At 42.1% G+C, this 25,733-nt stretch carries 27 protein-coding genes; 16 read left to right on the top strand and 11 right to left on the bottom strand.

Features of this window, described 5'->3' with window-relative positions; all coding sequences use genetic code 11:
* Nucleotides 1-33 precede the first annotated feature (33 nt).
* Together C1A12_RS19990 and C1A12_RS19985 are read right to left on the bottom strand one after the other, a co-directional pair.
* Nucleotides 34-1,074, bottom strand: coding sequence for a glucose-1-phosphate thymidylyltransferase (locus C1A12_RS19990; RefSeq protein WP_101846905.1), 1,041 nt, complete (start codon nucleotides 1,072-1,074; stop codon nucleotides 34-36).
* A gap of 17 nt (nucleotides 1,075-1,091) precedes the next feature.
* On the bottom strand, nucleotides 1,092-2,396 hold the full coding sequence (locus C1A12_RS19985; RefSeq protein WP_101846903.1) for a UDP-glucose/GDP-mannose dehydrogenase family protein: 1,305 nt from the start codon (nucleotides 2,394-2,396) through the stop codon (nucleotides 1,092-1,094).
* Nucleotides 2,397-2,569: 173 nt separating this feature from the next.
* On the opposite strand from C1A12_RS19985, the gene C1A12_RS19980 reads away from it, so the two are divergent.
* Together C1A12_RS19980 and C1A12_RS19975 are read left to right on the top strand one after the other, a co-directional pair.
* Nucleotides 2,570-3,673, top strand: coding sequence for a CotS family spore coat protein (locus C1A12_RS19980; protein ID WP_101846901.1), 1,104 nt, complete (start codon nucleotides 2,570-2,572; stop codon nucleotides 3,671-3,673).
* Entirely contained in the window at nucleotides 3,670-5,217 is a 1,548-nt protein-coding gene (locus C1A12_RS19975; protein WP_101846899.1) for a glycosyltransferase family 4 protein, read from the top strand. Before C1A12_RS19980 ends, C1A12_RS19975 begins: the two co-directional genes overlap by 4 nt.
* A gap of 43 nt (nucleotides 5,218-5,260) precedes the next feature.
* Here the strand turns inward: C1A12_RS19975 and C1A12_RS21180 are convergent, their stop codons facing one another.
* Together C1A12_RS21180 and C1A12_RS19970 are read right to left on the bottom strand one after the other, a co-directional pair.
* Entirely contained in the window at nucleotides 5,261-5,431 is a 171-nt protein-coding gene (locus tag C1A12_RS21180; RefSeq protein ID WP_159462243.1) for a hypothetical protein, read from the bottom strand.
* 91 nt (nucleotides 5,432-5,522) lie between these two features.
* Nucleotides 5,523-6,488 (bottom strand): L-lactate dehydrogenase, encoded by a 966-nt coding sequence (locus C1A12_RS19970; protein WP_101846961.1) that lies wholly within the window; start codon nucleotides 6,486-6,488, stop codon nucleotides 5,523-5,525.
* Nucleotides 6,489-6,720: 232 nt separating this feature from the next.
* Between C1A12_RS19970 and C1A12_RS20965 the strand changes: the two genes are divergently transcribed.
* Nucleotides 6,721-6,822: a putative holin-like toxin gene (locus tag C1A12_RS20965; protein WP_235001696.1), complete on the top strand. Its 102-nt coding sequence runs from the start codon at nucleotides 6,721-6,723 to the stop codon at nucleotides 6,820-6,822.
* Nucleotides 6,823-7,009: 187 nt separating this feature from the next.
* Here C1A12_RS20965 and C1A12_RS19965 read toward each other — a convergent pair whose 3' ends face one another.
* The 4 genes from C1A12_RS19965 to C1A12_RS19950 form a co-directional block, all read right to left on the bottom strand.
* Nucleotides 7,010-7,618 (bottom strand): bifunctional 2-polyprenyl-6-hydroxyphenol methylase/3-demethylubiquinol 3-O-methyltransferase UbiG, encoded by a 609-nt coding sequence (locus C1A12_RS19965; protein WP_101846897.1) that lies wholly within the window; start codon nucleotides 7,616-7,618, stop codon nucleotides 7,010-7,012.
* Nucleotides 7,619-7,720: 102 nt separating this feature from the next.
* Nucleotides 7,721-8,143: a universal stress protein gene (locus tag C1A12_RS19960; protein WP_101846895.1), complete on the bottom strand. Its 423-nt coding sequence runs from the start codon at nucleotides 8,141-8,143 to the stop codon at nucleotides 7,721-7,723.
* A 23-nt stretch (nucleotides 8,144-8,166) separates the two neighbouring features.
* Complete coding sequence (locus C1A12_RS19955; RefSeq protein ID WP_101846893.1) at nucleotides 8,167-9,627, bottom strand: SulP family inorganic anion transporter; 1,461 nt, start codon at nucleotides 9,625-9,627, stop codon at nucleotides 8,167-8,169.
* A gap of 74 nt (nucleotides 9,628-9,701) precedes the next feature.
* Entirely contained in the window at nucleotides 9,702-9,884 is a 183-nt protein-coding gene (locus C1A12_RS19950) for a helix-turn-helix domain-containing protein (protein ID WP_101846891.1), read from the bottom strand.
* 259 nt (nucleotides 9,885-10,143) lie between these two features.
* On the opposite strand from C1A12_RS19950, the gene C1A12_RS19945 reads away from it, so the two are divergent.
* A complete protein-coding gene (locus tag C1A12_RS19945) occupies nucleotides 10,144-10,332 on the top strand; it encodes a helix-turn-helix domain-containing protein (RefSeq protein ID WP_101846889.1) in 189 nt (62 codons plus the stop codon).
* 168 nt (nucleotides 10,333-10,500) lie between these two features.
* Here C1A12_RS19945 and C1A12_RS19940 read toward each other — a convergent pair whose 3' ends face one another.
* Nucleotides 10,501-10,944 carry a hypothetical protein gene (locus C1A12_RS19940; protein WP_145997070.1) on the bottom strand — a complete coding sequence of 148 codons (444 nt, stop codon included), beginning with the start codon at nucleotides 10,942-10,944 and terminating at the stop codon, nucleotides 10,501-10,503.
* 59 nt (nucleotides 10,945-11,003) lie between these two features.
* On the opposite strand from C1A12_RS19940, the gene C1A12_RS19935 reads away from it, so the two are divergent.
* The 4 genes from C1A12_RS19935 to C1A12_RS19920 all read left to right on the top strand — a co-directional run bounded on the left by C1A12_RS19935 (nucleotide 11,004) and on the right by C1A12_RS19920 (nucleotide 13,921).
* Entirely contained in the window at nucleotides 11,004-11,951 is a 948-nt protein-coding gene (locus C1A12_RS19935; protein WP_101846885.1) for an MBL fold metallo-hydrolase, read from the top strand.
* A 60-nt stretch (nucleotides 11,952-12,011) separates the two neighbouring features.
* Entirely contained in the window at nucleotides 12,012-12,443 is a 432-nt protein-coding gene (locus tag C1A12_RS19930; RefSeq protein WP_101846883.1) for a VOC family protein, read from the top strand.
* A 202-nt stretch (nucleotides 12,444-12,645) separates the two neighbouring features.
* Nucleotides 12,646-12,897, top strand: coding sequence for a hypothetical protein (locus C1A12_RS19925; protein WP_101846881.1), 252 nt, complete (start codon nucleotides 12,646-12,648; stop codon nucleotides 12,895-12,897).
* Nucleotides 12,898-12,913: 16 nt separating this feature from the next.
* Nucleotides 12,914-13,921 (top strand): Gfo/Idh/MocA family protein, encoded by a 1,008-nt coding sequence (locus tag C1A12_RS19920; RefSeq protein ID WP_101846879.1) that lies wholly within the window; start codon nucleotides 12,914-12,916, stop codon nucleotides 13,919-13,921.
* Nucleotides 13,922-13,960: 39 nt separating this feature from the next.
* On the opposite strand, the gene C1A12_RS19915 is transcribed toward C1A12_RS19920, so the two are convergent.
* The gene (locus C1A12_RS19915; protein ID WP_101846877.1) at nucleotides 13,961-15,751 is read right to left on the bottom strand and encodes an LTA synthase family protein; all 1,791 of its coding nucleotides are present in this window, start codon (nucleotides 15,749-15,751) and stop codon (nucleotides 13,961-13,963) included.
* 202 nt (nucleotides 15,752-15,953) lie between these two features.
* Here C1A12_RS19915 and cydD point away from each other — a divergent pair, with 202 nt between their 5' ends.
* The 3 genes from cydD (at nucleotide 15,954) to C1A12_RS19900 (ending at nucleotide 20,131) form a co-directional block, all read left to right on the top strand.
* Nucleotides 15,954-17,684, top strand: coding sequence for a thiol reductant ABC exporter subunit CydD (cydD, locus tag C1A12_RS19910; RefSeq protein ID WP_101846875.1), 1,731 nt, complete (start codon nucleotides 15,954-15,956; stop codon nucleotides 17,682-17,684).
* Complete coding sequence (cydC, locus tag C1A12_RS19905; RefSeq protein WP_101846873.1) at nucleotides 17,681-19,396, top strand: thiol reductant ABC exporter subunit CydC; 1,716 nt, start codon at nucleotides 17,681-17,683, stop codon at nucleotides 19,394-19,396. The genes cydD and cydC overlap by 4 nt, the downstream gene beginning before the upstream one ends.
* 102 nt (nucleotides 19,397-19,498) lie before the next feature.
* A complete protein-coding gene (locus C1A12_RS19900; protein WP_159462242.1) occupies nucleotides 19,499-20,131 on the top strand; it encodes an SIMPL domain-containing protein in 633 nt (210 codons plus the stop codon).
* 37 nt (nucleotides 20,132-20,168) lie between these two features.
* Here the strand turns inward: C1A12_RS19900 and C1A12_RS19895 are convergent, their stop codons facing one another.
* A complete protein-coding gene (locus C1A12_RS19895; RefSeq protein ID WP_101846869.1) occupies nucleotides 20,169-21,380 on the bottom strand; it encodes a threonine synthase in 1,212 nt (403 codons plus the stop codon).
* Nucleotides 21,381-21,649: 269 nt separating this feature from the next.
* Here C1A12_RS19895 and C1A12_RS19890 point away from each other — a divergent pair, with 269 nt between their 5' ends.
* From C1A12_RS19890 to C1A12_RS19870, 5 genes are all read left to right on the top strand, one after another.
* Nucleotides 21,650-21,997, top strand: a complete 348-nt coding sequence (locus tag C1A12_RS19890; RefSeq protein ID WP_101846867.1) for a metalloregulator ArsR/SmtB family transcription factor — start codon at nucleotides 21,650-21,652, stop codon at nucleotides 21,995-21,997.
* 10 nt (nucleotides 21,998-22,007) lie between these two features.
* Nucleotides 22,008-23,303, top strand: a complete 1,296-nt coding sequence (locus C1A12_RS19885) for an arsenic transporter (protein WP_101846865.1) — start codon at nucleotides 22,008-22,010, stop codon at nucleotides 23,301-23,303.
* A 143-nt stretch (nucleotides 23,304-23,446) separates the two neighbouring features.
* Entirely contained in the window at nucleotides 23,447-23,869 is a 423-nt protein-coding gene (gene arsC / locus C1A12_RS19880; protein WP_101846863.1) for an arsenate reductase (thioredoxin), read from the top strand.
* 248 nt (nucleotides 23,870-24,117) lie between these two features.
* Nucleotides 24,118-25,071 (top strand): thioredoxin-disulfide reductase, encoded by a 954-nt coding sequence (gene trxB / locus C1A12_RS19875; RefSeq protein WP_101846861.1) that lies wholly within the window; start codon nucleotides 24,118-24,120, stop codon nucleotides 25,069-25,071.
* Between the two features lie 101 nt (nucleotides 25,072-25,172).
* A complete protein-coding gene (locus C1A12_RS19870; RefSeq protein WP_159462241.1) occupies nucleotides 25,173-25,700 on the top strand; it encodes an LPXTG cell wall anchor domain-containing protein in 528 nt (175 codons plus the stop codon).
* Nucleotides 25,701-25,733: the final 33 nt, after the last annotated feature.

Genomic DNA, 25,733 nt, shown 5'->3' with positions numbered 1-25,733 from the left:
CTGTGAGGATCTATTCTCACAGCTTAGAGTTAATTATTTTTTCTTCTTATTTCCTGTTGAATTAGAGAAGATGAAAGAAGAGTCGTCACCGAACAATCCATGAATGGTTGATTCTGAAACGTCCTGGGCAATGAACTTTGTTTTTTCGCCAAAGATGCTGTCAACAATTTCGTAAGGCACATGTTTGAAAGTGGAGCCGCCTAAAATTATACTATTTTTAATATGACAATTCTTAATCGTAGTCCCTGCTTCAATTGACACGTAGGGTCCAATGACAGCGTTTTTGATTTTACACTTCTCTCCAATTTTAACAGGTGGGATAATAATGGAATTCTTTACTTTCTCATGGTGTGTAAGATCCGGATATTGTTCAAGGATCCATCGATTAGCTTCCAGCCATCGGTCCATTGTGCCAACATCAAACACAGGACGCTCAGCTTTTACATAATTCACATGGAATTCGTTGTCGATCAGCCATTGAATAGCATCGGTGATCTCATATTCCCCTCGTGAAGAAGGAGCAATCGAGTCAATGGCCTTAAAGATGGTTGACTGGAAAAGGTAAACTCCAATAATAGCAAGATTTGATTTAGGCTGGGTTGGTTTTTCTTCCACACTTGTTATTTGATGGTCCTTTGTTTCAGCGATCCCATAATCTTCAGGAGTTGCTACTTTAGTTACCATAACCGTTGCATGGGTGTCTGTATGGTTAAACATGGTCATTAAAGGTTCTAACGATTCATTAATTAAATTATCTCCTAAGAGGAGAACAAATGAATCCGAACCAATAAATGTTTCAGCTTGCTTAAGGGCATGAGCGATTCCCTTTTGTTCCTGTTGGTATATAAAATGAAATTGAATGTCCTGCTTTTTTATTTTAAGGTTTTCCTCAAAAGACTCTTTTTGACCTGGTTGTACGACGATACCGATTTTTGTAATGCCTAAATTATAAAGCTGTTCAACCCCATACGTTATAATCGGTTTATTGGCTACAGGAAGGAGCGGCTTTGGCCTTGTATTAGAGAGCGGACGAAGCCTGGTTCCATTTCCAGCAGCTAGGATAAGACCTTTCATGTAATTCTCCTTTCTGATTAGTGGTCAATGCAATCACTGCCTATTCCTCGATAGTAGAAGCCCAATTTTTTCATTTCTTCTCCAATTAACATATTTCTACCATCAAACAGATACGGGTTTCCCATGTTTCCTTTTACTCTTTTCCAATCTAGTTGAGTGTATTGAGGCCACTCGGTACAAATAACAAGCAGATCCGCCTCTTTAACAGTGATGTAAGGATCCCAACACTGGGTTACACCTTTCTTCACCCAGTCTGTGGATAAATTCACAGCGGGGTCATGCACGAATATTTTTGCCTCTTCTTGAACGAATTGCTCAAGCATTCTAAAGGCAACTGATTCGCGGGTGTCATCTGTATTAGGTTTAAAAGATAAACCGAATATAGCAACTCTTTTCCCTTTTAATCGCGGAAATTTGCTTTTCACTTTACTCATGAAGTAAGTGGACTGCGTCTGATTGACCTCTTCGACCCTTTGTAAAATGTGGAGAGGGCTTCCTATTTCTTCAGCTGAAGCAATTAATTCCTTAACATCCTTAGGGAAGCAAGAACCGCCATAACCTAGACCTGAATTTAAAAAAGGTGAGCCTATTCGTTCATCCAATCCCATACCTTTGGCCACATCTTGAATGGGAACACCTGCCTTGTCGCATAGTCTGGCCATTTCATTTATAAAAGATATTTTGGTTGCCAGGAAAGCATTAGAGGCATATTTAATCATTTCTGCAGCTTTGGTAGATGTAACAAGGACAGGTGAAGAAACATCTTTGTATAATTCTTTTAGTTTGTGTATAGCTGTATCGCTTTGGCTCCCAATAACAATACGACTAGGATAAAGAGCATCTTTTAGTGCATTTCCTTCACGTAAGAATTCTGGGTTCATAGTCATATGGACAGGTGAAGTATCTTTACTTGAAAGGGCAATCCATTCCTCTAACTCATCTGTAGTCCCAATGGGAACTGTACTTTTGATGACCACTATTTTTTCTTCATTCTTATATCTTCCAATCATTTCAGCCGCTTGTTTTATATAAGTTAAATCGGCTTTGCCGCTATTTAAAGAAGGAGTACCTACCGTAATAAAAATGACGTCATGATTTTTGATAGCTGCTTCCGCGTCACATGTGAAAGTAATAGTATGGTTCTTGATATGAGTAGATAGCATCTCTTGTAATCCCGGTTCGTAAAAGTATAAATTTCCACTCTGCAATGATGCTATCTTCTGCTGATCAATGTCCAACCCTGTAACATGATGACCCTGTTGAGCAAATACCAGTCCGGTAGTGGTACCTACGTACCCCATTCCAATGATCAATATATCCATGAAACATTCTCCTTTTACCATTACGAACCGTTTAGTACTACTATATTAAAAGAGGAAGAGCAAGTAACGGCGTATCACAGGGAATAAGAAAAAATATCAATTTGTTCCCTTTTTATTCACCCATACAAAACCTGACTTAATGAATAAAATAAGCTTACTATGGAGGTGAAAAAATGACAGATGATATGATAATCAAGCCTTGGTTGGATGAAAACGTACTGGAAGAATTATACGTTCCTCAATATATTGAAGACATTGCTTATGAAGTCGTAAAGCATTATGACTTTACTACCCATCAAATGACAGTGATGGCAACGAAAGATGAAAAAGGAGGGGCGATTTGGCGAATTGATACAGATAAAGGCCCCTACAGTTTAAAACTCTTACACCGTAGACCTACTCACAGCAAGTTTAGCTTAGGCGCACAAGAATATTTGGTGAATGAGCAAAAAGCTAGAGTACCTGCAATTATTCCAACAATAAATGGCGAGAAATATGTGAAAATGGGAGGGAAATTGTGGTTTGTAGCAGACTGGATTGAGACGTTACAACAACTCCCTCAGGATTTAGAAGGTACCAAAAAGCTTTGTACGGCTCTTGGAGAGTTTCACAGGCTGACTAAGGGCTACATTCCACCTGAAGATGCAGAAGTAGTATCTCGTCTTCATCGTTGGCCACGGACGTATGAACGTATGGAGAAGAAGATGAACTGGTTTCGAGATATCGTTAATGCGTATCCAGAAATGCCTGCCAGTTCAACTATTCTCTCCGTGCTCGATATGTATCAGGAGCAGACTCGTCAATCGATCCAGCGATTGAAGGATTCCCGCTATGAAGAAATAGTTGCGAGAGGAAACTTGGAAGCCGGTCTGGTTCACCAGGACTACGGTTGGTCAAATGCGCAGATAGCCGATGACGGAGTCTGGATTATTGACCTGGATGGGGTATCCTATGACATCACGATTCGAGATCTGCGTAAGTTAATTATCGACCGCATGCATTCTAACGGCCAGTGGGATATCAATTGGATAAGGGAAATGATCCAAGCTTATGAAGAAGAACTACCCATTACGGATGAAATCTATGAAATGTTGTTAATTGATTTGTCACTGCCAAACCTATTTTATAAAAATGTAAAATATATGGTTTATTCTCCGACAGAGTTTCTAAATGAAGAGTTAAAGGTTGAAGTGGAATCAATTATACAGCTGGAAGAACAAAAATGGACAGTGCTAGAAGAATTAGCTAATGACCGAAAAGGAGGTGCAAATGAATGAAAGTCTTAATTATATGTACAGAGAAACTTCCTGTCCCTGCGATTCGGGGAGGTGCTATTCAAACTTATATTGATGGGGCGGTACCGACATTGAAACAGGAACACGAAATCACTATCCTTTGCCGGAGTGATGAGGAGCTTCCCAACGAAGAGGTTAGAGATGGAATTCGGTACTTTCGCGTAGAAGGGGGATTGCTTGAGGTCTACCGTGAGAACGTACTGGCGTTTCTTCAATCCACATCGGAAGAGTACGATCTCATTCATATATTTAATAGACCCCGCCTTGTAAATGGTATAAGAGAGCTGGCGCCTGATTCCAAGATCGTTCTAAGCATGCACAATGACATGTTTAAACCAGAGAAAATTGATCCTCAGGAAGGGGCTTTGGCCGTTCAAAATGTAGATAAAATTATAACCATCAGTAACTATATTGGAGAGACGATTAAGGGGTTTTTTCCGGAAGCCGCACCTAAACTTCAAACCATTTATTCTGGAGTAGATTTGGAGCGATTTGCTCCTTCATATTCTCAAAAAGCCAGGCAAATGAGGGACAAAATAAGGCAAGAGCATGGATTGACTTCAAAAAAAGTTATTCTATATGCGGGCAGGCTTTCCCCTAATAAAGGGATTGATGTTTTAGTCAGAGCAATACCTGAACTGGCAGAGAAGCATGATGACATTGCTTTAGTTATAATGGGAAGCAAGTGGTTTAGCGATAACTCAGTTACAGACTATATCGCTTACGTTCGCGCGCTTGCAGAACGACTTCCTATACCAGTTATTCAAACTGGATTCGTTTCCCCTGACCTTATTCAGGAGTGGTATGCAGCTGCTGATATTTTTGTATGTACGTCTCAATGGCAGGAACCTTTAGCCCGTGTTCACTATGAAGCTATGGCAGCAGCGATCCCTATTGTAACCACAAACCGTGGAGGAAACACGGAAGTGATGGAATATGGAAAAAACGGGTTTGTAGTTGAAAACCCTTCAGACCCCGGAGAGTTTGTGCAGCATGTATCGTACCTGCTTTCTAACCCTTCGAAACGGGAGGAAATGGGAAGGTATGGCCGCTCATTAGCGGAGGCACATTATACGTGGGACCGTGTTGTATCGGATATAAGGTCAGTCTGGAACCAAGTGGAAAGAGCCGAACCCCTTGAAATCCCCACTGTTGAAACTAATCAGGAAGAGCCTTCTGATTCCATTGAAGTTACAAATGATGAAGTGCAAGGTATTGTAGAGCCTCCAGTTATCTTAGAAGAAGCTGGAGAGGTTGAAGAATCCCTCGCACAGAACCAGGAGAGTAAATCAGAAGAACCTCTTTTGCAAACGCAGATAGAAGCATTGACAAGCGAGGTAGAAATTGACGAAGAAGCTGAGCAAGAAGAAATTGTAGATTCAGCAAGCGAGGTTAAACTTGAACAGGAAGGTGAAGAACTTTCCGAAACGCACACTATCTCATTTAATTTACGTGACAATAGGAATGCAACCAATATACTGATATTGTTGGCTTTGTTCTATATGAGAGAGAAGAAGTGGATATAGCCTCTATAAAACACTCCAGCTTCATAGGCTGGAGTGTTTTTATTTATGTACCTTCTCTGGAGTTAATCTGGTGCAGTTCATTTCTAATATCACGTAAATAGTCGTTTCTTTGTTTCATGAGCTCAATCACTTTAAAAAGAATAACAATTATAAATACAATAAATCCTATACCTGCCAGAAAAACAATGAAGTTTAATAAAGGGAAGATTGTCAACTATACCTCTCCTTATGATGGTTTTTTTAAAGTGTATAACAGAGGGAAAAGATCATCAAGAAAACGCGCCCCTGTAAGGAGCGCGTTGTTATCAGGTGGTTAATTTCTCGAGAGCCGGGTTCATCGTTTCTTTTAATGTTTTTATGCTGTGATGAAATTGCTGTTGTTCGGTATTGGATAACTCCATTTCAAGAACTTTCTCTACTCCCCGCCGATTCACTATGGTTGGAACACCAACATATACATCGTGTGCTCCGTACTCTCCATCGAGGTAAGTGCTTACAGTTAAAATACTATTTTCATTTCCAAGGATGGCTTTAGTAATTCGTACTAAGCTCATGGCGATCCCGTAATGAGTGGCTCCTTTCTTCTCTATGATCTGGTAGGCAGCATCTCTTACATCTTCAAATAAATGCTCAAGATCTTCAGCGTGGTAGGCCTCATTAGTTTCTAAATACTTAGCGACAGGAACACCTCCAATGGTTGCATGACTCCATACCGGAAGCTCGGTGTCTCCATGCTCGCCTATAATGTAAGCATGAACATTCTGAGTGGCTACATTAAAGTAATCACTTAACATAAACCGGAATCGTGCAGTATCTAAGGTTGTGCCGCTTCCAATTACTCTTTCTTTAGGCAGTCCGCTGAACACTTGAGTAGCATGGGTTAATATATCCACAGGGTTGGTTGCAATTAAGAAGATCCCATCAAATTGATTATTCATTACTTCACCAACGATGTTTTTAAAAATTTTCATATTCTTTTCCACGAGATCAAGACGTGTTTCACCTGGTTTCTGGTTCGCTCCTGCACAAATACAAACGATGTCGGCATCTGCACAATCGCTGTAATCTCCGTACCAGGTGTTTGTAGAAGAAGGAGAGAATGCTTTGCCATGATTTAAGTCCATTGCATCACCGATTGCTTTTTCTTTATCCAAATCAATAATAACCAATTCTTCCGTTACAGCCTGGTTAATTAAGGCGAAAGCATAACTGCTTCCCACAAGGCCGGCTCCAATCAATACGACTCGGTTTACTTTTTCCCTTTTATACATATTCATCACAATCACTCCTAAATGAGATGGATAATATTTAATGTGAATTACTTCACAATTATATTGTGCAATATTTCACAAACAATTGCAAGTATTATTTTGATCAATAAAATTAATTAAACGAGAACATATGTTCCTGTAAGGGGTAGGATAGATGTCCATTCTATGGTAAAATGTTATATAGATAATGTTCTTTTAGGGTGGTCGGCTAACCCCACAGTTGAAGGGGGTGATGCCTATTAGCGTGTATGAAGTTATGATGGTGCTGTTTTCATTTGGAACGCTGCTCATTGCTTTACTCGCATTGATCATTGATTTGATCAATAAAAAATAGACCTCCCTATTAACCTGCAAGTTGATTGGGTGAGGTCTATTCTCCAATGAATAGCTGATCCCCTGGGGAATCATTATCTGTGAAACCGCAGTGGCAGCTGCGGTTTCTTCTATTTTATGTTCTTCTACATGTATCATACCATCTTTGTTACTTTTTTACCACATGGAAGGGCAGCTCAAACAGTTTTCTACTTCCGGCAGACGGCAACACCCAGGGGATAGTGGACGTCCTCCCGGGGAGGTTCAATGGTCACTCCATTTTGATAAAAGAGTTCAGTCTTGAATTCCTTAAACAGCTTTTTAAATTCTTCCGGTGTCATTTGGAAATAGTGAAAAGGAGACCCGCACGGGTAGTCCAGTCCTTTTCCAAAAGGAGTAGAAAGAATTAACGTTCCCCCTGGTGATAATAACTTTATCATGTGATTCATGAACTTTTCTACATCAGGGATATGTTCAATTGTTTCAAAGCTTACAATCGTATCGAATTGTCCCATCGCATCTACCCATGCCTCGTCCATAATATCTCCCGTTTTAAATGTAAGGAGAGGATGGTAGTAGTTCTGGATGGCGTACTGAATTGTGTCTTTACTAATGTCCACCCCGAGGATTTCAGTTATTTGTTTTTTTCTCTTCTTCGCAAGGTGAGCTGCTCCGTAGCCAACCCCGCAAGCAATATCGAGAACTCTTCCCTTTACGTAAGGCTCGGAAAAATGGTATCTGGCAACGTGCTCAAGCAGCAGGCCATTCATAGGATCCATTTCTTTGGGGATGACACGTTCTCCAGTGTCTTCTAACATAAATGTCACCGCTTTTATTGGTATTTAAATCAGTATAACATACAGGTGTTTTTAACGTAGATTACAAAAAGCACCGCCTGTATGAGACGATGCTTTTTGTTTTTATTTTACTACCATAACGGGAGCTTTGATATACTTCATTAATTTATGGCTGACACTGCCAAGTATCAATGTTTGAAGTTTGTTACGTCCTCGGCTTCCTACTACAACACAGTCATAGGAACGTTCATTTGAGTATTCAATAATAGATTCGGCAGGATCACCATGTAAGATCGTTATATCTGCAGTTAAGCCATTTGCTTCAATCTCTTTAATGGTTTCATAGAATTTTTCTTTTCTTTTAATTGTGGCCGTATGAGAATCCCCATACTGTAAAATATCTTCCTTTGATACTTCCCCATCGACAGCATACACAAGCTCTATTGTTACTTCATTCTTATATGGTGATACCATTTGAATGGCTTGTTCAACTGCACGTTGTGAATGGGCAGAACCGTCAGTGGCAAGTAAAATGTTTTTAAACATAGTCGAGCTCCTTTTTGATTGGTTTAATGGCTTGCATCTTTTGAAATGCCGCCCAAACGGTTGAGAAGCCTGGAACTTTCTCCGTTTAAGCCTTTGAACTGAACCTCAATTCCTCTTTGTTCAAACTTAGTCTCAACACTGTCTAGAGCTCCGATAGCTGAGTCGTCCCAAAGGTGTGATTGAGTAAGGTCAATTTCTACCAAATCAACTTCATCCTTAAAATTTATGGAAGAAACAAAGTCAGTAACAGAAGCAAAAAACAACTGACCTTGAACATAATAAATTTTCTTTCTTCCTTCGTTGACGTAAAGCGACAGGACTCGAACTTTAGAGATCTTAACGGCGAAGAAGATCATGCTTAACAACACACCAGCTAATACACCGTAAGCTAAATTATGCGTATATACTACTGTAGCTACGGTGACCACCATAACTGCAGCATCTGTTTTCGGAACACGATTCAGGTTGCGAAGTGAACTCCAGTCAAAAGTCCCTATTGCTACCATAATCATAACCCCAGCAAGGGCTGCCATAGGAATCTGAACTACAACATTTCCTAGAGCTAATATTAAGAACATCAGGAAAACACCAGCAACCAGGGAAGACAACCTTCCTCGGCCTCCTGACTTTACATTAATAACAGATTGACCAATCATTGCACAGCCTGCCATTCCGCCAAAGAATCCAGCAACAATATTGGAGAGCCCCTGACCACGGCTTTCCTGATTTTTATTGCTCTCGGTATCCGTCATGTCATCAACGATGGATGCTGTCAGGAGTGATTCAAGCAGCCCGACGATCGTTAAAGCAAGCGCGTAAGGCAGGATGATCATAAACGTTTCCATATTTAAAGGGATGTCGGGAATAGCAAATAATGGAAGAGTTTGACTTAGGTCCCCCATGTCTCCCACATTACGAACTCCTGCATTCATATAAATGGCGATAAAAGAAACGACTATAATCGCCACCAGTGGTGAAGGTACGGACTTGGTTAATAACGGAAATAAATAAATAATGGCTAAAGTAATTCCAACTAATACATAAATAATCCATGACTCATCCACAAAGTGCTGCAGCTGCGATGTGAAAATTAAAATAGCTAATGCATTTACAAAACCAACCATGACTGATCGGGGGATGAATTTCATAAATCGGGCAAGATTAAATACTCCAAATAGAATTTGAAATACTCCTGTTAATATTGTAGCTGCTAACATGTACTCAAGCCCATGCTCAGCTACAAGAGTAATCATTACCAGCGCCATGGCTCCAGTGGCGGCAGAAATCATACCGGGACGCCCCCCGACAAAAGCAATAACGACAGATATACAGAAGGAAGCATAAAGCCCTACCATAGGGTCTACTCCCGCAATAATGGAGAATGCTATGGCTTCTGGAATTAGGGCTAAAGCTACCACAATTCCTGCCATAACATCCCCTTTGACATTCCCAAACCATTGTTCTTTCAAAGTTTGTGCAGACATATTTTACCTCTTTCTAATTGTATTTTAAGATTGCCGACTCTCACAGCAATCAAGTCAAGTTGTATATATAAAATTTAAAGACGTTCACCTTTTTTTAATCGTTCAATACATTCATGTAAATCATCTTTCTTAACTCGCCAGTGAGTTCCGATTTTAAAAGCAGGGATAGTGCCTTTTTGTACTAGTTTGTAAGTTGTCATTTCACTTAATTGTAAGTATTCGGCAACTTGGCTGACGGTCATAATTTCTCTCTGCATAAGATCCCTCCAAACAGTTGCAAATAAGGTAATAAAGATTAATTGATTTATAATCTGTTATAACTGACTATAATAGATTATAAGAAAATGCATCATAATGCAACGCCTTATTATAGGATGAAAGTCATTGTTATCGTTAATTAATGTTGGTATTATTATTGGTTTAGCGCTTACAACAGATTAGGGAATAAATTTTATTGTAGTCTGCATATAGAAAATATAAACTAAAGACAGGGCAGATATTTAAAGGAAGGTTCAGATGGATCAAGAACACGAGATCATGACTATTGCGCAAGTTGCAGAGTATTTACAGATTAGTGAAGTAACCACATATAAGTTGGTTCAGGAGGGTAGAATCCCGGGGTTTAAGATCGGAAGTCACTGGAGAGTTAAGAAAGAAGATTTACGAGAACACATTTCAAAACTAACCCATGGAGAACAATTATAAATTAAAAGGATGAGGCTGCCAGGTGTCAGCCTCATCCTTTTATCGTTTAATAGATCGTTTATATTTAAATTCTCTTGTAAGAACCTGAGAAACCAGTTAGACATTCTTGGGTGATACCATTAAATAAGAACAGCAAAAAGAGAGGGGCACAATCTCCCTCTCCAACAATTAATAATAAGGATAATAAGGGTAGTAAGGGTAATACGGGCGGCCGTACGGATATAATAATAATGAAGTAAGCGCGGCCAGCGGGAGAATGGTTCTTCTAAAGCGGCGTGCTCTTCTCCTTCCGTACCCTCCATAATATTGTCTGCTCTCATCTTCCGGGTTACCGTGCTCGTCGACCATAACATCCTCACTCATTAACATTTCCACTTCATTTTCATTTGCATCTAATATAATTCCATCAAATGAGTTACCGTCTTCTGTTGTTCCCATCACGTGATAGTATTTATATTTATTGCACTGGTGATGGGTGGGCTTCATCTGTTGATGGGATGGGGAATACATATTACGGTCATCTGTCATGTTCATCAACTCCTCAAAAACATGATACGCACCCAGCCCATAAATGTGACAAAACCAAATAACAGAATTGTTAGACATATTCATTACATTGTCATCCATTATTTAGTAAACTGGAAGTAAGACTATAAAAGAGGTGATCTGCATTGGAAACAAAGGCTCCCATTAACTTAGGCAACCGTATTCATTTAATTGATGGTTTTGATTTAGGAGTTCCAGGGCGCACAGGTACGTATGTGATGGATGAAGAGTATTTAACGTTAGTTGAAACTGGTCCGAGTCCGTCTGTGCCAAGAATATTGCAGGGGTTAAAAGACCTGGGGTTAAACGCTGGGGATGTTCGTTTTATTATCTTAACCCACATTCATCTAGATCACGCTGGAGGTGCCGGTCTTCTGTTGAGGGAGTGTCCTAATGCTGAAGTTATTGTACATAAGAAAGGGAAGCGTCATTTAGCAGAGCCTTCGAGGTTAATAGAAGGAGCGAGAGTGGTTTATGGTGATGCGTTTAATCAATTGTTTGACCCGATTCTGCCTATTCCTGAGGACAGACTTATCGTTAAGGAAGATGGCGATACTTTGCAAATCAGTTCCAACCGGTCCTTGCAATTTTTAGACACTCCTGGTCACGCTAAGCACCACATAGGTATTTATGACCCTGCCAGTAAAGGAATTTTTACAGGAGATACTGCTGGAATCCGTTATCATCAAGCGGAGGAAAACGGAATACTATTTTATCTGCCTTCTACATCCCCAAACCAATTTGATCCTGAGGCAATGGAGAGATCGATTCAACGGTTTAAGGAAATGGAACTGGAGCGCATTTATTTTGGCCATTTTGGCAAATCGGAAGAGCCCGATAAAGCTCTGGAACAAGTATCAAGCTGGCTGCCTGTATTCTTAGAAGCCGGGGAGCAGGCCTTTAAAAATGGAGAAGGGGTCGAGGGCGCGAAGAGACGCCTCCACGATAAAGTAAGTGACTATTTAAAAGAGTTTCAAATTCCTGATGATCACCCTGTATACGACGTGTTAAAGCTGGATTTTGAGGTGTGTGCGATGGGCTTAATTGATTATTTTAATAAGAGGTCCGGTTAAGAGGAATTGTGTAATGAGAGGGAACGACTGGATGATAGTTTAATAAAAAGGAGATCTCATATGAATAGAATCAATTTGATCACCCTTGGTGTCCACGATATGAAGAAATCTGTGGCGTTCTATCGTGATGGGCTGGGCTTTGCTTCTTCAGAAACGAAGGACGAGCCGGAAATTATCTTTTTTCACAATCCAGGATCTAAGCTTGCGCTCTACCCTCTAGAGGAGCTTGCGAAGGATATAAATGAAGGGCATCCCCCAGAAAGAAGCGGGTTTTCCGGGATCACCCTGGCCTATAATGCAAAGTCAAAACAGGAAGTAGATGAAATTATGTCTAAAGCTGAATCAGCAGGTGCCCGGATAGTAAAGCCGGCACAGAACGTATTCTGGGGCGGCTACAGCGGATACTTTGCTGATCCTGATGGTTACTACTGGGAAGTGGCGTATGGAGAGTTGTGGGAATTTGATGAGGATGACATGCTGATCATGAGTTAAAAAAGGAGTGACATAAATTAATACCACAAATAAAAATTTTCCCTACGCCCCCAGTAAAAAATGGACGAAAAAAGCGTGGGGCGCGTTAGGGGGGATTATCTCAAGTCTCAGCTTTTTTATTCTTGAAATATTCACGACGGGACGTACTCCGGTATTTCTTGTTTATCTTGCTGCGGTTCTATTTATAACCGGGGTATGGGAAATGATCCAATATTTCCGGATGCCGGAGAAAGACTATATTCGGATGGAAGAAGATCGAGTGACGTTTGATAAAGGAACGATTTGGCCGAGAAAAGCAGTGAAGTATGAACAAGTGGAAGAAGTCGCGGAGGTTAACGATATTATTCTATTGAAAATGAACGACGGCCGAGAGCAGGAAATCCATACGGACTGGCTGGAAGAACAGGATACCCGAGAGCTGAGAGTCTCTCTTAGGGAGAGAATTGAAATATAGAAAAAAGGTGGTTCATATGATTAGAGTAGCACTATTAAGTAAATGGCATGTTCATGCCGTAGATTATGCGAAACAGGCAACGGAACTTGAGAATATTTCCATTGAAATGGTATGGGATGAAGATCGTGTGCGGGGAGAGGAATGGAGCAGAGAGCTCAATGTTCCGTTCGAAGCTGAACTGGAATCGGTGTTATCAAATCCATCGGTTGATGGAGTGATTGTAACTGCACCTACAAGCGAGCACAAGGATGTGCTGATGAAGGCCGCTCAGCATGGAAAACATATTTTTACTGAAAAGGTGCTGGCTTTAACGATAGAAGAATGTGATGGCATTCTTGCAGAAGTGGAAAAAGCCGAGGTGGAATTTATGATTTCCCTTCCACGATTAGGAGAGGATTATTACCTCTATGCCCAACAGGCTGTAGATAATGAGTGGCTCGGACAACTCACCATGGTACGATGCCGTGTTGCCCACAATGGGGCTGTGTCCACAAGTCAGAACCCTGAGGGCTGGCTGCCATCACATTTCTATGAAAAAGAGAAAACTGGAGGAGGCGCCTTTATCGATCTTGGAGCCCACCCGATTTATTTGGCAAACCGGTTGGCTGGAACGCCCGTTGCTGTCACCGCTCGTTTGCAATCTGTATTCCATCCGGGTGTGGATGATCACGCAGTGGCGCTTGTTGAATATGGAAAAGGCGTACTCGGCGTGCTGGAGACAAGCTTCGTGTCCTCAGGAAGTCCGTTTCAGTTAGAGCTTTATGGCACAGAAGGTACTCTGTTAATTGAACAAAACACCGTTCGTATAAAAAGTGCTCAATTTGACAGAGAGAACTGGGTTTACCCGGAAAATCTCCCTGCTCAACTGTCGACGCCTATGGAACAATGGGTGCAGGCGATTGAAGGAAGTGAGGAGCCGGTGATCACTAAAGAAGATGCCATAGAGTTAACGCTTGTCAATCAAGCGGCCGGTCTGTCGCAAACCTCCGGGCAGCGAATCGAGATCAATCAAATTAAATCATAATAAAGAATGAGCCCTGCTGAAGAAGCAGGGCCCTCATTTTTAATTTGTCGTATGACTGAAGTTCGATTTAATCATTTGCTCTGATGCATTAAGCAGCTCAAAGTGTACGTCCTCATAGTCGGTAACTTGTCCTTCTTGTTGGATAACCACTCTTTCCCCGTAATCACCTCGAAGAAGGAAAACATCATCATTAACGAATTGATTCAGGTTATGCCCAAGTGCCGTTGGGTGGTCAGGGAATCCGAACCAATCTCTAAGCGTTGGGGCTGTATCAATTTGTCCCGCCACATCTTCAATAGCAAGTGGGGTTTTTAGGTCAGGACTTGAAACCAGTAAAGGTACTGAGGTGTATTCGGTCCGCCACTTCTCATCAGAGATCGTCCGGCCGCTCCACTTCTCTACCTCACTTTTTGATTCTTTAAAGATGCCGTTATGGTCCCCGTAGACAACCACGACTGTATCATCCAACTCCCCGTTTTGTTCGAGTTCCTCTAAAAATTTTCCTAAATAATGATCGGTGTAATGCACACTTTCAAAATAATTCCCTAGAGATGTCTGTTCCATCTCCCCGGTTTCAATTCGTTTCTCTTCCTCAGGAAGTAGAAAAGGCGTGTGTGACGTTAATGTGATTAAGCTTGCTAAATATGGGTGTGGCAGCTTCCTAATATGCTCTGCAGATTGTTCAAAGAAACTTTCATCACTCAGTCCCATCCCAATGGTATTTTCTTCGGCATTCCTGTAATCATTGATGTCATAGTATCGTTCAAATCCCATCGAAGGAAATACAGCATTTCGATTCCAAAACGTTCCCTCATCTCCATGAAAGGCTGCAGTCGCATAGCCTTCTTTGTTAAAATCTTTGGCAAGCGATGGGTAAGTGACTGCAGGGTATCGAAAGAAAGTGCTTCCTTCTTTTAGCGGGTAAAGACTATTAAAAACGAGCAGTTCTGCATCGGAGCTGTTTCCTTCTGCTGTTTGAGGATAGTAATTTTCAAAAGAGATCCCTGTCTCAGTAAGTTTGTTCAGATTTGGCGTGATTTCCTGTCCGTTTACTTTCTCTCCGATAACAAATTGCTGCAGGGACTCAAATTGAATCATAAGCAAGTTCTTGTCTTCAAAAATTCCCGGCATTAATAATGGATCTTCTCTAGGGGTCGCCCGATCTTGATTGATCAGAAGCTCATTGATCTCTTCTTTCTCCTCTGCTGAAAGCTCCAGCACCTGCCGGGAAGTTAAAAATTCAATCCAGTCAATGGCCTGGTGTCCAATGACTCCATAATTACTCAGGTGGGAATCCGTCGTATATTTTTTAAACAATAAATGGCCTTTGCCACTGACCTGCATGGAAATAGGTTTTAAAGATAAAAAGAGGAGCGCGAGAACGATGACAGCTGTGAATGGTTTCCAATTTCTATTCACCTCAGCAGCGGTAGAAGTGCTGCTCCATTTGATATACAAAAGCCATGCGGTTAATAGAAGAAGATCTGCGAAAAAGACAACATGCCACCCTGAGATTTGCCCAAAGATACTTTCAGACATTCCTGATAAATTAGAAGTCTGCAGCGTGATGTAAGAAGAAAAAGGCGTATGAAAATAATCCATGTACAAATAGGAGGACCAGCAATAAAAGCTGATGACTAAAGAAACGACTGCTCCATACCAGATATAATATTTCTTCATAAGCAATATCATGCTGAAAATCAAAAGGGAAAAACTTAGAGAGATTAACAGTGCCCCTTTTGATATGTCATCAAGCAGATAATGACTGACTGCCGTTAACTTTATAAATGCTGCAGCTGTAAATAAACTGAACCAAGTAAACCGGGTCAATAAAAACACGTCCTTTTTATAGCTTGGTATTGGGGTGCATATAAATCAGGTGCCTGGGAGTTTTACATCAGATCGAATAGAACGGCAATGGGTTTGATAGAATGGAGATAATAAACAAAAAGATTCACAAAAAGCATCATTATGTAATATAATCACCATGTGAAATGTTTCACGAATGTTGTTTAGATAGGAGCTATAGGTTATGAAGCACCTCAAACAATTCGCCTTTTCCCAGCGTTCGATAATGGTTGTGCTTGTATGTACGTCGCTCCTGATGGGAGCAGCGATCATTGGACAAGCGTATTATTTTGTTGCGGTTATCGAAGGGGTTTTTCTGAAAAAATTATCGTTTGATGCAGTCATCCCGCTGCTAGTGGGTTTATTTGCAGTGCTTGTCCTCAGGGCAGCGCTCACTTACATTTCAGGAAGATCAGGTGTGAAACTGGCTTCCAGGGCAAAAATCAGTTTTAGAACAGCTTTATTAAATAAATTCGCTAAAAATCCTGTGCAGGCTTCGATGCAGGGCCAGTCAGGAAGAAAAATAAGCATTTTAATGGATGCTTCAGATGACGTTGACAGCTACTTCAGCAGTTATATCCCTCAAATGATTCAAACGGCTATTGTGCCATTGTTGATTTTAGCTGCAGTGTTCTACCATCACATCTACTCGGGTTTAATTATGCTCATTACTGCGCCATTTATACCTTTTTTTATGGCACTAATCGGAGTGATGACTAAAAAGAAATCAGAGGAACAGCTTGAGAAGCTTGCTGCCTTTTCCGGCAGATTCTTAGACACTCTTCAGGGCCTCACAACGCTGAAGTTATTTGGCAGGGCAAGAAAGCAGAGGGAACTGATTGAAGAAAGCAGCCTGGGATTTAGAGATGCTACTATGGAAGTATTAAAGGTAGCTTTCGTGTCTTCCTTAATGCTTGAATTCATTTCTATGCTTAGTATCGGTTTAATTGCAATGGAAATTGCCATTCGTCTTGTAGTTTATGAAAGTATCTCATTTTTTTCAGCATTTTTTATTTTGATACTCGCTCCTGAATTCTATCAATTTTTAAAAGATGCAGGCAGTGCGTTTCATGCGGGGAGGGGGAGCGTGGTTGCAGCTCAGAAGGTGACCGATGAATTAGAAAAGGATCCACATCAGGTGGAATGGGGAAACCGACCGTTGACCATTACCTCTTCTCCTCCGGAAATTGAACTTGACGAGTCTGTATTTCGTTATAAGCAAGAGGGGTTTGCTCTTGGGCCAATCAGCACTTCTATTGCTCCGTATAGTCAAACAGCCATTGTAGGGCGGACAGGTTCAGGTAAGTCGACGCTGCTTCATCTGATAGCTGGATTAACGGCCCCTCAAGAAGGTGAAGTGAAAGTTGCCGGCCAGTCGTTATTCAAATATGAGGAAGAGGAATGGTTCAATCAGTTAAGCTATATATCCCAGCACCCTTACTTATTCTCCGGGACGATTGCTGAGAACATTTCAATCGGGGCAAACGGGGCAGCTCGTGAAGAGATTATCCGGGCAGCTGAGAAAGCCGGCATTGCTGGATTTATTCAAACACTGAAAAATGGCTATGATACACCGATCGGAGAAGCCGGCCGCGGACTTTCTGGAGGTGAAAAGCAGCGAATCGCTTTAGCAAGGGCTTTCTTAAAACGCCCCTCTATTATTTTATTTGATGAACCAACGACGGGACTGGACCTGCAGACGGAACGAATTCTGCAGCAATCGCTTCAGGAATTGTCGCGGTCGTCTACCGTGATCACTGTGGCTCATCGTTTGCATACGATTCAAGCTGCTGACCAGATTCTGCTGCTTGAAGAAGGGCAGTTAATTGGCAAAGGTACGCATGAAGAACTGATCCATTCAGTTCCATATTATCAAGATATGGTTTCTGTTCAGCAAGGAGGAGAGAAGCAATGAAGGATTTAGCAACAGTCGTTAAACTCGTCGTGCTAGAAAGAAAAGATATTTTCCTGTCGGTCTTTTTTGGCTATTTAGCGGGGATAGCGGCTGTCGGTTTGTTTGCTTCAAGCGGCTATCTAATTTCTCGAGCTGCTTTAATTCCTCCACTGTATGCATTAACCGTCCTCATAGCCATACTTAAATTATTTGGCTTTACGAGAGCAATCAGTCGTTATGCGGAACGATATTTTTCACACCGTGCGACATTTTCGATTCTCAGTCACTTGCGTGTGTCTTTTTATAAAAAACTGGAACCGCTGGCCCCCCAAATTTTTCAGAAGTACCGAAGCGGCGATTTACTATCGCGCATAGTTGGAGATGTAGAAAGTCTGCAAAACTTCTTCCTGCGTGTTTACTATCCACCGATCGTTCTCGTTGTCGTATTCCTAAGTACCATTGTGTTTACAACTTTTTATTCTGCTGCGCTGGCTGTAGTCCTGTTGGCGGGGCTGCTGCTCACTGGATTTGTTGTTCCCGTGTTATTTGCAGTAAGACAGAAACGTATTAATACCCAGGTCCGTGAACAAAGGGGGATATTGTCGACCGAAGCAGCAGAATTACTGTACGGTTATCGTGATTTAAAAATTTATCAAAAGGTCAGGGAAAAAGAAGACCAGCTTCTCCTGGCTTCAAACGATTATGTGTATGAGCAGGAAAAGGAAGGGCTGCATTCTACCCTGAGTCATTCCATGAATACTATGGTTTCCCTCATTGTTTCCTGGTTCGTTCTTGGAGTGGGGGCGTGGCTTGTAGCTGAAGGGGACTTAAACGGTATCTTTCTAGCCATGCTTGTTATGATCTCCCTTACTGTTTTTGAAAATGCAACCCCAATGGCTGTTTTTCCCGTCCATCTGGAGGATAGCCGACATGCATCGAAACGCTTATTTTCAGTCGTACGTGAAGATATAGGCAAAGAGCCGGATTCTCCGGTGAAACTGCCAATTGACCAGGCGCCGTCTGTATTATTCTCGGGAGTAAACTTTACTTTTCCGGGAGAAAGCAAGGCAGCAATCAGCGATGTCAGCCTGCATGTTGCTCAGGGCAAGAAAACAGCTATTGTAGGAGCAAGCGGATCAGGAAAATCCACGCTTCTGCAATTACTGTTAAAAATTCATCCCTATGTTAACGGGGAGATCGCCCTCGGTGGAGTAAACCTGGAAGATGTAGAGCAAGAGGATCTTTGGGCACGTTCGAATGTAGTGTTACAGGAAAATCACTTTTTCTACGGCAGCATCCGGGACAACTTAGCGATCGCTGCAGAAGGGGAAGCGGATGAGGTCCTGGTTGATGCGCTTCATAAAGTAAAGCTGAGTCATTTTTCGCTGGAGGATGAAGTGCTCGAACGCGGGGAAAACCTTTCTGGGGGTGAGAAACAGCGGCTGGCATTAGCACGTGCCATGCTGAAGGGAGAGCGTTTGTGGCTGCTTGATGAGCCGACGTCTTCAGTCGATGCGTTAACCGAGCAGGCCCTATATGAAGAGTTATTTGATCAGGCAGAAGAAGATACGCTTATCCTCGTAAGTCATCGCCTCGCAGGACTTGAGAGGATGGACCAGATTATCGTCATGGACCACGGGGAAGTAGTAGAAGCTGGAACGTATGGTGAGCTGATGAGACATCAGGGCTACTTTTATGAGATGAAACAAATTGAAAAAAGCGTATTTCTATAGGAGGCAGAACGATAATCTTCGTTCTGCTTTTTTGATAAGAGGAATAGATTGATGATGGATGGATTAATATGCGATTTTTATGACAAAACAGGAGGCCATACGATGTATTCTTCATCAATGCGTTACCGGGTTATGACGGTCAGCGGTTCAGGAGAAGTCACGGCCGAACCGGATCTAGCCTCGATTCAGCTGGGTGTAGTAACGGAAGGGCAGGAGCTCACTCAGCTTCAGCAGGAAAACGCAAGAGTAATGGAGCAGGTGATCGCGTCGGTTATCAACCTTGGGATTCCTCGAGAATCTTTAGAAACTGTCGATTACTCCATTGTTCCACAATATGATTATGAGAGTGGAACACAGGTGTTTCGTGGGTATCAGATTACGAATATGATCTCGATTAAAACTGAGAATATCAGTCAGACAGGAGAAGTGATTGATACTGCAGTGGACTATGGAGCCAACCAGATAAGGGATATCCACTTTTCCATTGAAAATTCCGAAGCTTTCTACCAGCAGGCATTAGCTTTGGCATTACGTGATGCTTATATGAAAGCAGCAACAATGGGCCGGTCCATGAGGCTGCAAGTCGATCACGCGCCGCTGAAAGTGATAGAGCGTTCTCAGCACGATCCTATACCGCTCGCCAGGGCTCAGACTTTTGCAGCAGCTACCCCCATTGAGCCGGGAGAGCTTAACATCGAGGCCGCCGTTGAAGTTCAGTTTCAATTTTTTGCATAGTAAAAGCCACAGATTTTCTCTGTGGCCTACATACCTCTTAAATAGAATCACCGGGCTCAAGGATAGGGATGTCAAAATCTACGGTGTCTGGGTACTTAATACCTGCACCTGTGTTTAACACTACCACTTGCTCGTTTTCTTTTATCCAATTGTCTTCTCTCAGCTTGCGAGCCGCCAGAAAGGAAGCGGCGCCTTCTGGACACACAAATGCCCCTTCATGTCTGGCAATCTTCTGCTGCTCTTCTAGAAGTTCTTCATCTGTTACGGCGATTGCGCACCCCGCGGTTTTATACACAGCATCAAGGACAAGAAAGTCACCAATCGCTTTTGGAACGTTGATTCCAAAAGCCACTGTTTCAGAGGCTTCCCAGAAGCTTGACTCTTTCTTTCCTTGCTTCCAAGCTTCTACAATTGGGGCGCATCCCTCTGATTGAACGGCTACAAGGCGCGGCATTTTTTGCTCTGGAGAGAGCCAGCCTAATTGCTGCAGCTCTCGAAGGGCCTTATAAATACCTATAAGTCCTACACCCCCGCCTGTTGGATAAAGAATTACGTCGGGAAGCTGCCAGTTAAGCTGTTCAGCAATTTCAAGACCCATCGTTTTCTTACCTTCGATACGATAAGGCTCTTTCAGCGTAGAGACGTCATACATTCCTTTCTCCTTTACGGCCTCAGCGACAATTTTGCCAGCATCACTGATTAACCCATTAACGAGAAATAAATTAGCTCCGGACAGTGCACATTCGTTCCTCGTAATAGCTGGAGCATCAATTGGCATAATAATGGTCGAGCTCATCTGGGCGCGGGCAGCGTAAAGTGACCAGGCTGCACCGGCATTGCCATTTGTTGGCATGGCCAATTCTTTTACATCGAGCTCCTTTGCTTTTGAAACACCGACAGCTGCACCTCGTGCTTTGAAGGCACCTGTGGGGATGACACCTTCATCCTTCATAAGCAGTGCCGGGATTCCCATGTCTTTACCGAGAGAAGGAAAGTGAACTAACGGTGTCATGCCTTCCCCCAGGCTGATAACGTTGTCCTCGTTCTGAACTGGGAGAAGCTCATGATAGCGCCATAAGTCTGGCGCTCTTTGAACGAGGTCCTGCTGAGTCAGCTGGCCGGAAAGGTCGTAAATATTATAATCAACGAGAAGCGGGGAGCCGCAAATGCATAAGTGATTCTCTTCTTCTGCGGAATAGGTTTTTGAGCATTTGGGACAGTAGAGGTGGGATACATAACTATAATTCAAAAAGTACGTCCTCCTTTATATGGATAAGTAATTTAAGCGTATCATAAAAGGCTCCCCTTTTATCAATCAAACGTTTGTTTAAGAGTAAGTACAGGTATTACTAAGAGATAAGCTAAAAAGGATTAGATTTACAAAACTTTAACCATCCCTTTGTATACATGAGCATATAAGTATATTATTATGTGTTTTGTGAAAAATTAGTAAGCACATCAAACATTACACTTGCATATATAAGCATATGCTTATATATTGATAAGAGAGGTGAGATTATGGAAAAAACAATCATCGATCTAGAAACTGCTGCACAGGCGCTGAAGCTGTTAGGTGATAAAACACGGTTAACGATTATTGGGTTAATCAGCGAAGGAGAGTGCTGTGTTTGTGAATTTGTTGAAGTTCTGCAAATGAGCCAGCCTTCCGTCAGCCAGCACTTACGTAAGCTTCGTGATGCAGGCATGGTGAAAGAGAAGAGAAAGGGGCAGTGGATTTTTTACTCATTAAATCAGGAACATGAAACGTATCCCATCGTTCAGCAGATCTTAGTGCAGATACCAGATCAGAGAGAAAAATTACATGCATTGGAGCAAGCAGGTTTGCGCATCCAGTGCGATTCGTAGGGGGATTCAATTGGGCTCAGCAATTTTAGCAACAATTATATTTTTACTTACACTATTATTAGTCATTTGGCAGCCGAAGAACTTAGGGATCGGCTGGTCGGCCTGCGGTGGAGCGGTCTTAGCTCTCATTGTCGGTGTTGTTGACTTTCAGGATGTTATTGCCGTTACCGATATTGTATGGAATGCCACGCTGGCATTTATTGCGATTATTATTATCTCACTCATACTCGATGAAATAGGTTTCTTTGAATGGGCCGCTCTTCACATGGCGAGGGTCGCAAAGGGGAACGGGACCAAAATGTTTGTGTACGTTACTTTGCTGGGTGCTGTCGTGGCCGCATTGTTTGCTAACGATGGAGCAGCTCTTATTTTAACACCAATCGTGCTTGCGATGGTAAGGAACCTGAACTTTAAAGAAACAATGATACTGCCATTTATTATGGCGAGCGGATTTATAGCTGATACAACTTCATTACCACTTGTTGTTAGTAATTTAGTGAACATAGTTTCGGCGGACTTTTTTGGGATTGGATTTGCGGAATATGCTTCACGAATGATTGTTCCGAATATCTTTTCGCTTGGAGCCAGCATTCTTGTCCTTTATATCTTCTTTAGAAAAGATATTCCGAACAATTATAATTTAAATGATCTAAAACAACCGAAAGAGGCACTATTGGATCACAAGATGTTTCACCTTTCCTGGGGTGTTCTGGCTGTGCTGCTTGTTGGATACTTCGCGAGTGAGCCGCTTGGCATTCCGGTATCCATTATCGCAGGTATTGTAGCTGTCTTCTTCTTGCTTATGGCACGCTGCAGCCCTGCAGTTGAGACGGCTGCCGTTATAAAAGGAGCTCCCTGGGCTATTGTCTTTTTCTCAGTTGGAATGTATGTGGTCGTCTACGGGCTTCGGAATGTTGGGTTAACTGATGTACTGGCAGGCTTAATTCAATACACGGCCGACCAGGGGATGTTTGTGGCCACGGTTTCGATGGGCTTCATTGCCGCCATCTTATCGTCTGTAATGAATAATATGCCGACCGTTATGATTGATGCGCTCGCGATAGCCGATACGAATACATCAGGCACGATGAGAGAAGCACTGATTTACGCTAACGTAATTGGTTCAGACTTAGGACCGAAGATTACACCGATTGGATCACTGGCTACATTGTTATGGCTGCATGTCCTTTCGACAAAAGGGGTAAAGATTTCATGGGGCTATTACTTTAAGGTAGGGGTTGTGCTTACTGTTCCAACATTGTTTATTACCTTAGCAGGTCTATATTTATGGCTGCTGATTATATAATGATGTTTAAAAAGTAAAATGTGCAGAGACAGAAGGAACGAGATTCGTCTTCCCTTCACAGTCCCAAAGTTTAAACCCATTTAGGGGTTAACATACTTTTAGTTGAGAATATTAATTATTATTTATAAAAGGAGATATGCATGATGTCTAATAAACCAGTAATTTACTTTCTATGTACAGGGAACTCCTGCCGCAGTCAAATGGCGGAAGGGTTTGGAAAAAAATATCTTGGAGAAGAGTTTGACGTCCGTTCGGCCGGAATCGAAGCACACGGATTAAATCCACATGCTGTTAAAGCGATGAACGAAGTAGATGTTGATATCAGTGATCAAACTTCAGATATAATTGATCCGGATATATTGAACAACGCGGCTTACGCTATTACACTCTGTGGAGATGCTAATGATAAATGTCCGATGACACCGCCACACGTGACACGTTTCCACTGGGGTTTTGACGACCCGGCCAAAGCAGAAGGTACAGATGAAGAAAAGTGGGCGGTTTTCCAAAGAGTCCGTGATCAGATCAGTGACCGGATTCAAGTATTTGCTAAAGATAAAGAATAACAAAAGTGTGTACTGCTCTACATGGTGTGGATCTCCGATCTGACAAAATAGCAGGCCGTTTCCTAAAGCTCAAACAATAATTACTTGCAGAAACGGGTAAACCATAAAGTGAAGGAGGAGATTGTCTCTGTACAACTCTCCAAGAAATCACTGCCAGAGGATCAGGAAAAGTATTTCCGAATGGCAGTGCTGGCACTGGAGCGCGACGTTTATTTATCTCTTAAGTCTTGTGAAGGAGGAATTTAACAATGGCACATCAAGCGATTATATTAGGAACTGGTCCTGCTGGTTTAACTGCAGCAGTCTACTTAGCACGAGCGAACATGGAGCCGCTCGTAATTGAAGGACCGGAACCCGGCGGCCAACTTACGTTAACAACTGAAGTTGAGAACTTTCCGGGCTTTCCTGATGGAATAATGGGTCCTGAATTGATGGATAATATGAAAAAACAAGCCGAGCGTTTTGGAGCCACTTTTAAAAGAGGGTGGGTAACAGATGTAAACGTGGATCAGCGCCCTTTTACACTTAATGTCGACGGTCTGGGTGAACTTAAAACCCAGTCGCTGATTATTTCTACAGGAGCTTCAGCTAAACTGCTTGATATCCCAGGGGAAAAGGATAATATTGGAAAAGGCGTAAGTACGTGTGCTACATGCGACGGATTCTTTTTCCGAGGAAAAAAAGTATTGATTATCGGCGGAGGAGATTCTGCAATGGAAGAAGCGAACTTCCTGACTAAGTTTGCAGATGAAGTCCAGATTGTACACCGCAGGCACGAGCTGCGTGCTTCTAAAATTATGCAGGATCGTTCGAAAGGTAACGACAAAATTACATGGGCCCTCAATAAGACGCCTGTCGAAATGTTATCGGATGGAATGAAAATAACGGGACTTAAGGTGAAGGATTCTGATTCTGAAAAAGAAGAGGTCATAGAAGCGGACGGAATTTTCGTTGCTATCGGTCACAATCCAAATACCGAATTTCTCCAGGGGAAACTGGACATGGATGATAAAGGGTATTTACTTGTTGAACCCGGTACCACCAATACGAATATACCCGGGGTGTTTGCCTGTGGAGATGTACAGGACCAGAAATACCGCCAGGCCGTAACAGCAGCGGGCACGGGTTGTATGGCTGCTATGGATGCCGAGCGTTTCTTAGAAGGTGAAGCAGCTATTGATTGGAGTCAAACCCTGTCTTAAAGGTGAAATCATGGGTTCTCATTGAGAACCCATGATTTTTTGTTTGTTTTTTTCAGAAAATTTGGTTTATTATGTGTACTAAAGGTGTAAAATGTAGTATTATGGCGGTACCAGGGGATGGCAAAAAATTACTTAAAAAGGAGATTTTAACTATTAGAAAACTGTTAATGATCTTATGCAGTGCAGGGTTCTTGACGGGTATCTTTTTAGGTTCTGGGGTAGCTTTTGCCGAACACAGTGGCGATATGAATTGTGGCGACTTTGAGACAGGAGAAGAAGTCATGGATTTCTGGAATGAACATGATTATAGTGCGGAACACGATCCTGATGATCTGGACCGTGATAGTGACGGGCAGCCATGTGAAAATTTAACCGACGGTATTTACGATGGCAATGATGGAGATGGCACTTCAGAAGAAGATGAATCATCTGAAGATACAAATACAGAAGAAACAGAGGAAGGTGATTCTGAGGAATCAGCTTCTTCAGAGGGAGACGGCAGTGACTCTGAAGAAGAAGGAGGAGAATTACCGGATACAGCGACTAATAATCCATTTATGATGTTATTAGGAGCTCTGTTTATGGGTACTGGCGGTCTGTTGTTTATGCGTAAAAAATCACTGAACTAAATAAGTGTGTTGGTCATCCCTTATCGAGGGCAG

This window comes from Halobacillus sp. Marseille-P3879 (genome assembly GCF_900240285.1).
Classification (GTDB): Bacteria; Bacillota; Bacilli; order Bacillales; family Halobacillaceae; genus Halobacillus_A.
The sequence above is the reverse complement of the archived record's forward strand: the minus strand, read 5'-3'. Positions and strand labels throughout refer to the sequence as shown.

Coding starts and splice junctions, on each gene's coding strand:
- C1A12_RS19975 (WP_101846899.1), top strand. CDS start 3,670: ATGAAAGTCTTAATTATATGTACAGAGAAACTTCCTGTCCCTGCGATT.
- trxB (WP_101846861.1), top strand. CDS start 24,118: ATGGCACATCAAGCGATTATATTAGGAACTGGTCCTGCTGGTTTAACT.
- C1A12_RS19890 (WP_101846867.1), top strand. CDS start 21,650: ATGGAAAAAACAATCATCGATCTAGAAACTGCTGCACAGGCGCTGAAG.
- C1A12_RS19965 (WP_101846897.1), bottom strand. CDS start 7,618: ATGTTAGAAGACACTGGAGAACGTGTCATCCCCAAAGAAATGGATCCT.
- C1A12_RS19970 (WP_101846961.1), bottom strand. CDS start 6,488: ATGTATAAAAGGGAAAAAGTAAACCGAGTCGTATTGATTGGAGCCGGC.
- C1A12_RS19950 (WP_101846891.1), bottom strand. CDS start 9,884: ATGCAGAGAGAAATTATGACCGTCAGCCAAGTTGCCGAATACTTACAA.
- arsC (WP_101846863.1), top strand. CDS start 23,447: ATGTCTAATAAACCAGTAATTTACTTTCTATGTACAGGGAACTCCTGC.
- C1A12_RS19940 (WP_145997070.1), bottom strand. CDS start 10,944: ATGAATATGTCTAACAATTCTGTTATTTGGTTTTGTCACATTTATGGG.
- C1A12_RS19920 (WP_101846879.1), top strand. CDS start 12,914: ATGATTAGAGTAGCACTATTAAGTAAATGGCATGTTCATGCCGTAGAT.
- C1A12_RS19985 (WP_101846903.1), bottom strand. CDS start 2,396: ATGGATATATTGATCATTGGAATGGGGTACGTAGGTACCACTACCGGA.
- C1A12_RS19900 (WP_159462242.1), top strand. CDS start 19,499: ATGTATTCTTCATCAATGCGTTACCGGGTTATGACGGTCAGCGGTTCA.
- C1A12_RS20965 (WP_235001696.1), top strand. CDS start 6,721: ATGCCTATTAGCGTGTATGAAGTTATGATGGTGCTGTTTTCATTTGGA.
- C1A12_RS19980 (WP_101846901.1), top strand. CDS start 2,570: ATGACAGATGATATGATAATCAAGCCTTGGTTGGATGAAAACGTACTG.
- C1A12_RS19925 (WP_101846881.1), top strand. CDS start 12,646: ATGATCCAATATTTCCGGATGCCGGAGAAAGACTATATTCGGATGGAA.
- cydD (WP_101846875.1), top strand. CDS start 15,954: ATGAAGCACCTCAAACAATTCGCCTTTTCCCAGCGTTCGATAATGGTT.
- C1A12_RS19955 (WP_101846893.1), bottom strand. CDS start 9,627: ATGTCTGCACAAACTTTGAAAGAACAATGGTTTGGGAATGTCAAAGGG.
- C1A12_RS19870 (WP_159462241.1), top strand. CDS start 25,173: ATGGCGGTACCAGGGGATGGCAAAAAATTACTTAAAAAGGAGATTTTA.
- C1A12_RS19930 (WP_101846883.1), top strand. CDS start 12,012: ATGAATAGAATCAATTTGATCACCCTTGGTGTCCACGATATGAAGAAA.
- C1A12_RS19945 (WP_101846889.1), top strand. CDS start 10,144: ATGGATCAAGAACACGAGATCATGACTATTGCGCAAGTTGCAGAGTAT.
- cydC (WP_101846873.1), top strand. CDS start 17,681: ATGAAGGATTTAGCAACAGTCGTTAAACTCGTCGTGCTAGAAAGAAAA.
- C1A12_RS19990 (WP_101846905.1), bottom strand. CDS start 1,074: ATGAAAGGTCTTATCCTAGCTGCTGGAAATGGAACCAGGCTTCGTCCG.
- C1A12_RS19960 (WP_101846895.1), bottom strand. CDS start 8,143: ATGTTTAAAAACATTTTACTTGCCACTGACGGTTCTGCCCATTCACAA.